The 10,086-nt window shown below is 58.0% G+C and carries 9 protein-coding genes and 3 pseudogenes; 7 read left to right on the forward strand and 5 right to left on the reverse strand.

All coding sequences use genetic code 11. The features are described from left to right. The first annotated feature begins 24 nt into the window (after window positions 1–24). Together IQ265_RS10325 and ttcA are read left to right on the forward strand one after the other, a co-directional pair. The gene (locus IQ265_RS10325; RefSeq protein WP_194053053.1) at window positions 25–354 is read left to right on the forward strand and encodes a hypothetical protein; all 330 of its coding nucleotides are present in this window, start codon (window positions 25–27) and stop codon (window positions 352–354) included. 207 nt (window positions 355–561) lie between these two features. Next, the gene (ttcA, locus tag IQ265_RS10330; RefSeq protein ID WP_194053056.1) at window positions 562–1,485 is read left to right on the forward strand and encodes a tRNA 2-thiocytidine(32) synthetase TtcA; all 924 of its coding nucleotides are present in this window, start codon (window positions 562–564) and stop codon (window positions 1,483–1,485) included. 12 nt (window positions 1,486–1,497) lie between these two features. On the opposite strand, the gene IQ265_RS10335 is transcribed toward ttcA, so the two are convergent. Further along, on the reverse strand, window positions 1,498–1,941 hold the full coding sequence (locus tag IQ265_RS10335; protein WP_228037764.1) for a DUF29 domain-containing protein: 444 nt from the start codon (window positions 1,939–1,941) through the stop codon (window positions 1,498–1,500). A gap of 70 nt (window positions 1,942–2,011) precedes the next feature. Here IQ265_RS10335 and IQ265_RS10340 point away from each other — a divergent pair, with 70 nt between their 5' ends. The 3 genes from IQ265_RS10340 (at window position 2,012) to IQ265_RS10350 (ending at window position 2,775) form a co-directional block, all read left to right on the forward strand. Next, on the forward strand, window positions 2,012–2,173 hold the full coding sequence (locus tag IQ265_RS10340) for a hypothetical protein (RefSeq protein ID WP_194053060.1): 162 nt from the start codon (window positions 2,012–2,014) through the stop codon (window positions 2,171–2,173). Then, entirely contained in the window at window positions 2,166–2,471 is a 306-nt protein-coding gene (locus tag IQ265_RS10345; protein WP_194053061.1) for an AbrB/MazE/SpoVT family DNA-binding domain-containing protein, read from the forward strand. Before IQ265_RS10340 ends, IQ265_RS10345 begins: the two co-directional genes overlap by 8 nt. 73 nt (window positions 2,472–2,544) lie before the next feature. Further along, on the forward strand, window positions 2,545–2,775 hold the full coding sequence (locus IQ265_RS10350; protein ID WP_347404941.1) for a hypothetical protein: 231 nt from the start codon (window positions 2,545–2,547) through the stop codon (window positions 2,773–2,775). A 143-nt stretch (window positions 2,776–2,918) separates the two neighbouring features. Here the strand turns inward: IQ265_RS10350 and metH are convergent. Continuing rightward, window positions 2,919–5,561: pseudogene (gene metH, locus IQ265_RS10355) on the reverse strand (methionine synthase); the annotation flags it as partial. Between the two features lie 124 nt (window positions 5,562–5,685). Then, window positions 5,686–6,636, reverse strand: a pseudogene (locus IQ265_RS30650) (homocysteine S-methyltransferase family protein); the annotation flags it as partial. Window positions 6,637–6,817: 181 nt separating this feature from the next. On the opposite strand from IQ265_RS30650, the gene uraH reads away from it, so the two are divergent. Continuing rightward, entirely contained in the window at window positions 6,818–7,177 is a 360-nt protein-coding gene (gene uraH / locus IQ265_RS10360) for a hydroxyisourate hydrolase (RefSeq protein ID WP_194053070.1), read from the forward strand. Here uraH and IQ265_RS10365 read toward each other — a convergent pair. Together IQ265_RS10365 and IQ265_RS10370 are read right to left on the reverse strand one after the other, a co-directional pair. Next, the gene (locus IQ265_RS10365) at window positions 7,174–8,190 is read right to left on the reverse strand and encodes a diguanylate cyclase (protein ID WP_194053072.1); all 1,017 of its coding nucleotides are present in this window, start codon (window positions 8,188–8,190) and stop codon (window positions 7,174–7,176) included. The two genes, uraH and IQ265_RS10365, sit on opposite strands and share 4 nt — an antisense overlap. Beyond that, a complete protein-coding gene (locus IQ265_RS10370; protein WP_347404942.1) occupies window positions 8,180–9,253 on the reverse strand; it encodes an ATPase domain-containing protein in 1,074 nt (357 codons plus the stop codon). The genes IQ265_RS10365 and IQ265_RS10370 overlap by 11 nt, the downstream gene beginning before the upstream one ends. Before the next feature lie 84 nt (window positions 9,254–9,337). On the opposite strand from IQ265_RS10370, the pseudogene IQ265_RS10375 reads away from it, so the two are divergent. After that, window positions 9,338–10,086: pseudogene (locus tag IQ265_RS10375) on the forward strand (ribulose 1,5-bisphosphate carboxylase); the annotation flags it as partial.

Raw genomic sequence — 10,086 nt, forward strand, 5'->3', positions numbered from 1 at the left:
AACCCGTCAGCGCAGCACAATACCGTGCCTGAGAACCGTGCAAAACCGCCCCAAGACGATCGCGCATTCTCAAGCACACCAAAACATCAGCCCGGTGCAACAACCCTTAGAGGACAGCGCACCTGGTATCAAATGCCCACCCTCAAGGAACGCAGGCAAAACTACTTAGCATGTTTTAAAGATGGAAGTTTTGGCCTGGGGCAGTTTCAAAGCGCCGCGATCGCGGCATTCCGTGTTGACTCAGGCTTTTGCAATGATCTCTACACCCAAATGTCAGTATTTCCACATAGAACAGTATCAGACCACCCCAAAGCAGAGGGTAAAGGACTGATTAACGACGATTTAAGCGATTAGAGCTTTGCAGAACCTTCATCAATCAATTAAGGCCTCCCCCCTGAATGACCCAAGGAAGTGATCTTGAGCAACAGCTGTCAGCTCTGCCAAACCTCTACGTTGAACAGCGCAGCGCCCGCCAGTTCAGATGGCATGTCCATCGGAGTCAGGAGCGAAGGCCGCTTAAAATAGGTGGACGTTCGCTTTACCGTTCAGGAGTTTGCGCCCATGGCCGCCCCCCAGCAGCCCACCTCCAACAGTTTTAAAAAGCTCCAAGGATTTTTGCGATCGCGCATGGGTCAAGCGATCGCCGACTACGGCATGATCACCGAGGGCGATCGCGTCATGGTCTGCGTCTCGGGCGGCAAAGACTCCCACACGCTGCTCGATATTCTGCGTCACCTGCAGCGCAGCGCCCCCATCCACTTCGACATTTTGGCGGTAAATCTCGACCAAAAGCAGCCCGGCTTTCCTGCCCACGTGCTGCCGGAGTACTTTGAGGCGATCGGCGTACCCTACCGCATCGTTGAGCAAGACACCTACAGCACCGTCAAGCGCGTCATCCCGGAGGGCAAGACCATGTGCGGGCTGTGTTCGCGGCTGCGGCGGGGCGTGCTCTACCGGGTTGCCGCCGAGGAAGGGGCCACCAAAATTGCCCTCGGCCACCACCGCGACGACATGATCGAAACGCTATTTCTAAATATGTTCCACGGCGGCAGGCTCAAGGCCATGCCCCCCAAACTGCTCACCGACGATCGCCGCCACATTGTCATCCGCCCCCTGGCCTACTGCCCCGAGGCCGACATCGCTCGCTACGCCCGCTACCGCGAGTTTCCAATCATTCCCTGCACGCTATGCGGGTCGCAGGCCAATTTGCAGCGAGCCCAAATTAAGGAAATGCTGCAAACCTGGGAAAAGCAGTGGCCCGGTCGCACCGAAACCCTCTTTCGCAGTCTGCAAAACGTCGCCCCATCGCAGCTCGCCGACCCCACCCTGTTCGACTTCGGCGGGCTAGAATCGGCTCGCGTTATCCCCAGCGATGGGGCTGAGAGTGAAATTGGCAGCGATTTAGAGGCAGAGTTTAACCCAGCGATGGCGCTGTTTGAAGGTGGACTGCCGCCGCTGGCAGGGATGGGTGGCCGCGATCGCTAACCTCCCTCAGCGCTACCTCGGCAAAAACTCGCGATCTAGCGCCTGCTCTGGGCTAAAGGGGCTTTCTAGCGGGAAATTTTCCAGGCCGACCCCGGTTTCTGTGGCGGTCAGATCGCGCGCCTCTTGATAGCAGTGAGCAAAGACTTCCTCAAAGTAAGCCTTGAGCGTAGGGCTGGCTTTGAAGGCCTCCTGCAATCGACGGCGGTGCTCTTTGAGCACAAAGCGCCAGCTGTTAGAGCGCTGCCCCGGCTGGTAGGCGTACTTGAGCAGATGGCTTAGCACCACAATCAGGTTGCTGCTCAACGCTTGTTTTTCGCTGCGCCCCATAGCTTCTAATTCTTCGAGTAGGTTAGCAATGTCTAGCTCCGCCAGCCGCCCTGCTTTTAGCAGTCGGCAGCTTACGTCGAGCCAAAGGGCGTAGTCTTGCTCATAGAGCTGGGCTAGTGAACTAGCCATAGCAGCGGTTTGGGGCGACATAGGGTAGCTGTTAGTCCAATACTGCCATTGTAGTGGGGTATAAGGAAGGATGATTTCTAACGTTATGAAGATGGCGGTTGGCAGAGCGAACCGTCACGCGATCGCTCAAGTGGTTTTTGAACAAGGTCCGGCCAAGTGGTGGGCGGTGCCTAAATTTCTCAGGGTTAAAATCAAGAAGGCAGCCATCCCCTCATTTTTTTCCTATGCCTAGCACACCAGACCGTGCCGACTCAGCAACCCAAACGTTTTCAGTAACGGTTCAAGCCCACGGGCAAATCACTGTACCCGAAGCCGTGCAAGACCAGCTCAGTTTAACCGAGGGAGCCCAACTCACCCTGGTGCAAGTAGGTGACCTTATCCTGCTTAGCCCCAAACTGCTCCGGGTAAACGATCTGGCTAATCAAATCACTAACCTTCGCGAAACAGCAGACCTAACCCTTGATGACCTTCTCGACGGTCTCACCGCCGAGCGAGAAGGCCTCTGGTTAGAAAATCGCCCCCATGCTTAGGGTCTTTCTCAACTCAAGCGTCATTATTGCAGGGTCGGCATCATCCACAGGGGCCAGTCGAGCTGTTTTGGTCGTGGCTGAGGTAGGACTTTTTCAAGCGGTGGTATCTGAGCAAGTTTTAGAAGAGTGCCAGCGCAACTTAGCCAAAAAACTGCCTGCTGCGGTAGCGACATTTTCTGATTTACTCACAAGACTCAACCTTGAAGTTGTCACCAATCCTTCTGCTGAGGCATCTGCTCAGTGGCAAAGCATCATTGAGGCAAAAGAGCTCCAATTCTTACCGCCGCGCTCTTGGCAGATGTGAACCGCCTTCTAACGCTCAATACTCGAGACTTTACTCCTCAAGTTGCTGTGCAAGCGGGGATAGTTGTACAAACCCCCGCTCAATTCATTCAGAGCCTGCGCAGTGCCATAGCTCGTCAATCGTAGGCAGCCAACCAACCTACGTCACGCACTAAAGTACTTCGCGGTTGGGTGGTAGGCCACGATCGCCGTTGTCGACTGCTCGGGGTACAGCTGCTCGCTCTCGTCAATGGTCATGCCAATGCGATCGGCCCCCAGCAGGTCGAGTTGGATCGGTTGGTCATCCATGTTCGGGCAGGCGGGGTAGCCAAAGCTATAGCGCGACCCCTGGTAGCGCTGCTGCAACACCTCCCGCAGCGTAGCGGGTTCCAAATCGCCGTAGCCTAGCTCGCGGCGAATGCGGGCGTGGCACCACTCGGCCATCGCCTCGGCGGTTTGCACCGACAGCCCGTAGTAGTAGAGGTAGTCGGTGTACTGGTCGGCCTTAAACAGCGTTTGGGCAAACTCTGTAGCGACTTCCCCTACGGTCACCGCCTGCATCGGGAAGACGTCGAACTGGCCCGGTTTCGCCATGTCTTTGGGCAAAAAGAAGTCGGCAATGCAGAGCCGCCGCAGGGATTTTTGGCGAGGAAACGTGAATGTTGCCACCGGCAGGGGCAAATGGCCATTTGCCCCTACATCGGCATTCTCAGCAATCAACGGATCATAAATGTGCAGACTGTTCCCCTCGGCCAGGCAGGGGAAGTAGCCGTAGACGATGTGGGGATGCAGCAGGTTTTCTGAGAGAATCCGCTGCTTCCAGGTGTCCAAAATTGGGTGGACGGTTTCTTGCAGGAAAGCATCGTACTCTTCGCGGGACTGCTCCTGGGGTTTACGGAACTGCCACTGACCGACAAACAGCGCCTGGAGATCGAGGTAGCTAAAGACTTCTTCCAGAGAAATATCTGCCGGCGTGAGCACGCGAGTACCCCAGAAAGGCGGGGTGGGGCGGGGAATGGCGGGGTCTACAGCTTCGGAGCGGGTGATGTCGGTGGTGGATGGGTGGATGGGTAGATGGGTAGATGGGTGCTTGATTTCGGCTGTCGGATCTTCGGGTTCGGCTGCCGAATTTTGAATTTCTAATTTTGCATTTTGAATTTCTTCCGCTTCATCCAAAAACCCGCTCAAATCATCCCACTTGCCCTCGGCCTTGGCGGGCATGAGCTTATCCATGAAGTGGAGGTCTGAGAAGGCATCTTTGCCGTAGACAACCCTGCCCTTGTAGGTGTTTTGGCAGTCTTCATGGACGAATTTCGGCGTCAGCGCCGCGCCGCCAAGGATGACGGGGACGGTGATGCCCTCCTGGTTGAAGGTTTCCAGGTTGTCTTTCATGAAGGCAGTGGATTTCACCAGCAGGCCGCTCATGGCGATGCAGTCGGCGTTGTGCTCGCGGTAGGCCTGAATGATCGCTTCGACGGGCTGCTTGATGCCTAGATTGATTACCTTGTAGCCGTTGTTCGACAGAATAATATCGACTAGGTTTTTGCCGATGTCGTGCACGTCGCCCTTGACCGTGGCGATGATAAAGGTGCCCTTGCCGGAGCCATCGCTGTCGGCTTTTTCCATGTAGGGTTCCAAATACGCGACGGCGGCTTTCATGGTTTGGGCCGACTGCAGCACAAAGGGCAGCTGCATCTGGCCGGAGCCAAACAGTTCGCCCACCACCTTCATGCCGTCGAGCAAAAAGGTGTTGATGATCTCCAGCGGTGGGTAGGTTTCGAGGGCTTTGGCCAGGGCATCGTCAAGGCCGATGCGCTCACCGTCGATGATGTGCTGCTTGAGCTGCTCGTCGATGGGCAAGTCCTTTGCGATCGCCTCTTTCTTCTTTAAACTCTTGCCCTCAAACAGGGTGGTGAGCTTAGTCAGCGGGTCGTAGGAGACGATGTCGCCGTCGAACTCGCGGTTGTCGTAGATCAAGTCGCGGCAGACTTTTTGGTGGTCGGGGTCGATTTTGGCCAAGGGCAAAATCTTGGCGGCGCTAACAATCGCCCCATCCAGCCCCGCCTGCATGGCCTCGTGCAGAAAGACGGAGTTGAGCGTCACACGGGCCACCGGGCTGAGGCCAAAGGACACGTTAGACACCCCCAGCATGATGTGGCAGCCGGGCAGGTGCTCCCGAATCAGGCGAATCGACTCGATGGTTTCCTTGCCGTTGACCCGGTCTTCTTCAATGCCGGTGGAGATTGGCAGGGCGAGAGTGTCAAAGAACAGCTCGTGGGCGGGAATGCCGTACTCCAGCGCATCGCGGTAGGCCCGCTGGGCAATTTGGAACTTCTTCTCAGCGCTGCGGGCCATGCCGTCTTCATCGATGGTGCCGACGACAATGCCTGCGCCGTATTTCTTCGCCAGCTCCAGCACCTTAAAGAAGCGCTCGTCGCCGTCTTCGTAGTTGGTGGAGTTGAGAATGCACTTGCCCCCCGCTACCTTCAGGCCCGCCTCCATTTTTTGCCACTCGGTAGAGTCGAGCATCAGCGGCAGGGTAACGTTGGTGACCAAGCGCGACACCAGCTCGTGCATGTCGCGCTCGCCGTCGCGGCCCACATAGTCTACGTTCACGTCGAGGACGTGAGCCCCCTCTTTGACCTGCGATCGCGCCAATGCCACCAGCCCATCCCAGTCTTCTGCATTCAGCATCTCGCGGCACTTTTTCGACCCGCTGGCGTTGAGGCGTTCGCCCACGATCAGGAACGAGTTGTCCTGGTCGTAGGGCTGGGGGCTGTAGATGGAGGCGGCGGAGGGGGTGTAGTTGAGGGCGGGGCGGGGGGACGGGGGGAGGGTAGGAGGGTAGGAGGGTGGATGGATAGGAGGGTGGGTGTTCTGCATTGGGCGACTCGCCTACACGCCCACTCGCCCACTCGCCTACCCTAACGGGTCTCTGCTTTGGCCGCAGATCCTTCGCCAATTCTGCCAGTTGCGCAATATGCTCCGGCCGGGTGCCGCAGCAGCCGCCGATTACCTGCACGCCTAGGTCTTCAATGAAGTGCATCAGCGACATGCGCAGCTCGGTGGGGGTGAGGCGGTAGACGGCGTGGCCGCCCACATTCTCTGGCAGACCGGCATTGGGGATGCAGGAGATCACAAAGGGCGACTGCTCGGCCAGGTGGCGCACGTGGTCTTTCATTAGGTCGGGGCCGGTGGCGCAGTTGAGGCCCAAGATGTCGATGGGGTAGGGCTCGAGAATCGCTAGCGCCGCCGCCATCTCGGTGCCGACCAGCATGGTGCCCTGCTGCTCCATAGTGACGGAGACCATCAGCGGCAGGCGCTTGCCGGTGGCGGTAAAGGCTTCCTCAATGCCGTTGAGGGCGGCTTTGATCTGCAGCACGTCCTGGCAAGTTTCCACCAGCATTAGATCGACACCGCCGTCGATCAGCCCTTTCGCCTGGTCGACGTAGGAGTCTTTGAGGGTGTCGAAGTCGATATGGCCCAGGGTGGGCAGCTTTGTGCCGGGTCCCATGGAGCCTGCCACAAAGCGGGGTTTCTCAGGAGTGGAGTATTCGTCGGCGACGCGGCGGGCCAGGGCGGCGGCGGTTTTGTTGAGTTCGTAGGCTTTGTCGGCCAGGTCGTACTCGGCAAGCACGATCGCAGTGCCGCCAAAGGTGTCGGTTTCGATCACGTCGGCCCCGGCTTCGAGGAACCCTCGGTGCACGGTTTCGACCGCCTTAGGGTTGGTGAACACCAAGTATTCGTTGCAGCCTTCGTACTCGGGGCCGCCAAAATCGTCGGCGGTCAGGTTTTGCACCTGGAGGTTGGTACCCATGGCCCCGTCGAAGACCATGACCGGGCGATCGGGGCTGTGGAGGCGATCGAGGAAGGCGTTAGACATGGGGCGCTAGACATACTGCTATACAGAGTCTTTATTATCGGCCATTGCCCTCAAAGTCGCCCAAAAGTCGGTAGATGCCGTTTTGAGGCAATTTGTGCGGAATGTGCCCCCCGATAGCCCCTCTTGTTAGCGACTTACTATATGCTTTGTCTGTAGCTATTCCGCACGATTTGACATCACAATGGGCCGACTTACCACCCACGTTCTTGACACAGCCTTGGGTAAACCTGCCGCCTCACTGCGGCTGACGGTCTGGGCCATTAATAAAGAGGCCGATATCAAGACGGCGCTAACCACTGTCGAAACCAACAGCGATGGCCGCACCGACGCCCCCCTGCTGGAGGGCGACGAGCTGCACAAAGGCACCTACGAGATTACCTTTGATGTGGCGGCCTACTTTGCCAAAACCGGCGCAGCTCTGTCGGAACCACCGTTTTTAGATCAAATTCCCGTTCGCTTTACGGTGGCCGACCCCAGCGGCAATTTTCATGTGCCGCTGCTGGTGTCGCCCTGGTCGTACAGTACCTACCGAGGCAGCTAGCCCCCGTCTAGGGCAGGGGCAACAACGGCGCGATCGCGACCTGCGGCTTTAGCCTGGTAGAGAGCAGCATCGGCAGCTCTCACCAGATCGTCAGGCTGAATGGTGTCAGAGGGTACCGCCACCGCCATCCCCACGCTGAAGCTGACGTAGGGGCTGGTGGGCGAGTTTTGATGGGGAATGGCGCGGGCTTTGAGGGTGCGGCGAATGCGGTTGAGAATGTGCATTGCTCCCTCGCGATCGGTGTTGGGCAATACCAGGGCAAACTCCTCGCCGCCGTAGCGAGCCGCCATATCGGCCGGACGGCGAATAACGGTATCGAGCACCCCGGCGATCGCCCGCAGACACTGATCGCCCAAAACATGCCCGTAGGTGTCGTTGTAGGCTTTGAAGTGGTCAACATCGCAGAGCACCACCGCTAGCGAGGTCTGCTCCCGGCGGCCCAGCTTCCACTCGTAGGCCAGCTTGTCGTCAAAGGCGCGGCGGTTAGAAATGCCGGTGAGGCTATCTTGCACCGCCATCGCCTGCAGAACCTGGTTATCGGCCAAAATTTGCTGCTCTAGCAGCTGCTCCTGGGCCAGCAGGGCGCTGAGCTTGAGGGCCTGCTGCCTGGCCCGCAGCAGCGACTCCACCCGCAGCAGCAGCTCAGTTTGATCCACGGGCATGGTAATCACATCGTCGACCTGCTGACGCAGCGAGGGCGTTAGCAAAGGCAGGTGGGCTCGCTTTAGCAGCAGCAAAAAGGGCAAAAAAACGGGGCTGGCCGCCTCCCGCTGGGCCGCAATGCGCTCTTTAAACCGACCCAAAAAGAGACTGTCAAAAATGCACAAATCATAGGCGCTGCCCCAGCTCCGCACATCTATGGGAGAGGTTTGCAGGCTGTAAAACTGCCCCAGCAATTTTGCCAGCAGCTGCTGATTTTGCTGATGCTCAATGCCTAAAAAGATGCGATATTGATAGCGGCTATCTAGATCGACAGGTGGCTCAGACGAGCCTTGGTCAGAATCAACGCTCATCATCAGACGATTTAATAAATTCAGGAACTCCGCTCAAGATGCCCCGCAGCTGAGTCAACGGCCGCCCCACCTTGATGCCGTAGCGCGAGATTTCAAACTCCCGTAAAGTCTTCTCAAAATCGCTGAGGCGCTTCTTCAAAACGCCGATCGCCCGCCGCATTTGGCCGCGAATTTCCAGGTATCGCAGAAAAATAATGTTGTCGGCCAGGTAGGACACGCCCAGCTCCGTCGCCTTGAAGTCGCCGGTAATCGACTCAACTTCGTTGGTCAGCAGGGTGGTAACGCCCTGACCCTTGAGGTACTGACAGAGGCTGTGGATATTGCGAATCAGGTCGTCGGCCTGAAAAGACAGCTTATAGCCCAGCACGCTGTCGATCATGATGATTTGGACATTGGCCTGTTCAACCTCCAGCCGCACCTGGTTGGCGAACTCGTCGGGGGAGTACAGCAGCGGGTCAACCTTAATTACCGCCAGGGTGCCCCGTTCGACCATGGCCCGCACCGGAATGTTAATGCCCTCGCAGCGGTTGAGCAGAGTCTCGACCGCCTCCTCAAACAGGTAGACGACCGAGCGATCGCCCCGCCCCGCCGCCTCTTTAATAAACTGCAAACCCAGGGTGGTTTTGCCCACGCCGCTGGGGCCGGAAATAATCGTGACGGTGCCGCTCTCGATGCCGCCGTTGAGCAGCTCGTCAATCTCAGGAATACCCGCCGGGCAAATTCGCCCCGGCGCGGCTGCCCCAGGACTTCCGCTAGAGACCAGCTGCGGAAACACGACCAGGCCGCGATCGCAGATGCGCATTGCATGGCGGCCCTTGCGAAACGAGCTACCCCGCAGTTTAGTCACCTCCAGAACCCGCCCATAGTCCTGTATTTGCAGGGTCATAATGCCATCGCTGATGAACTGCAAATCTTCATCGGGGGCTTCCTGACTGCCCTCGGAAGTAAACAGCACCGTCGCCCCAGCGGCGACTAAAAATCGCAGAAACCCCACTGCCTGCTGCCGAAACTGGTAGGCATCGGTAGAGAGGTAGCGCAGCTGAGTCATCGAATCGATAAACACCCGCTTGGGTTTGAGCGCGTTGACCTGCTCAACAATGCGCTCCGTTAGCGGAGTTTGTTCGACCTGGGCGGCGGCAAAAATGTCGTAGCCCTGGTTATGGACAAAAAAGTCGGCGCTGGGGCGGGCCGCTTCGACGCCCTCACCCAGTACACCGTCAACACCCAGCTGGTCAACAACACCCTGATGAACATTGCCGACAACCCCACCAATGTTCAGCTTCCCGGCAGCTACGACGAAAACGAGATTCAGCGGGTGCCGATTATTCTCACCGGCAATGACCTCTCGACCCTCTACGCGCCGCTGATTCGCGACGGCCGCATGGAGAAGTTTTACTGGGAGCCAGACCGCAGCGATCGCATCGGCATTGTGGGCGGCATCTTTGAGCCTGACAGACTCTCCCAGTCTGACATCGATACGCTGGTCGATACCTTTCCCACCCAGGCGATCGACTTCTTTGGTGCCGTGCGAGCCCAGATCTACAACGAGCAAATCCGCGACTTCATCTATTCTGTGGGGTTAGAGAACGTCTCTCGCAGCGTGGTTAACACTACCACGCCGCCCACCTTCCGCAAGCCCGACTTTAGCCTGTCGCATTTAATTGAGGTGGGCGATCGCCTGGTGCGCGAGCAGCGCCGCGTCAGCGACATGCGCCTGGCCAACGAATACAACCGCGTCCTGCAGGGGGCTATGCCGGGGGCATCCTCAGCGCCCACCTCAGACAGCTTCTACCGTGCCTACAACCCCAACGACACCCCCGCCGCTGCTGAGGGTGCTACCGGGGGCGATGCCGTCAGGCCGTCTAGCAACGGCAACGGCGGCTCGTGCCCCATGCC

Origin of the sequence: Nodosilinea sp. LEGE 06152 (assembly GCF_015207525.1) — a bacterium.
GTDB lineage: Bacteria > Cyanobacteriota > Cyanobacteriia > Phormidesmidales > Phormidesmidaceae > Nodosilinea.

Bases quoted from the DNA above. Each gene is read 5' to 3' on its own strand.
- ttcA (WP_194053056.1), top strand. From the start codon at position 562: ATGGCCGCCCCCCAGCAGCCCACCTCCAACAGTTTTAAAAAGCTCCAA.
- IQ265_RS10345 (WP_194053061.1), top strand. From the start codon at position 2,166: ATGCCTAGCACACCAGACCGTGCCGACTCAGCAACCCAAACGTTTTCA.
- uraH (WP_194053070.1), top strand. From the start codon at position 6,818: ATGGGCCGACTTACCACCCACGTTCTTGACACAGCCTTGGGTAAACCT.
- IQ265_RS10335 (WP_228037764.1), bottom strand. From the start codon at position 1,941: ATGGCTAGTTCACTAGCCCAGCTCTATGAGCAAGACTACGCCCTTTGG.
- IQ265_RS10365 (WP_194053072.1), bottom strand. From the start codon at position 8,190: ATGAGCGTTGATTCTGACCAAGGCTCGTCTGAGCCACCTGTCGATCTA.
- IQ265_RS10340 (WP_194053060.1), top strand. From the start codon at position 2,012: ATGATTTCTAACGTTATGAAGATGGCGGTTGGCAGAGCGAACCGTCAC.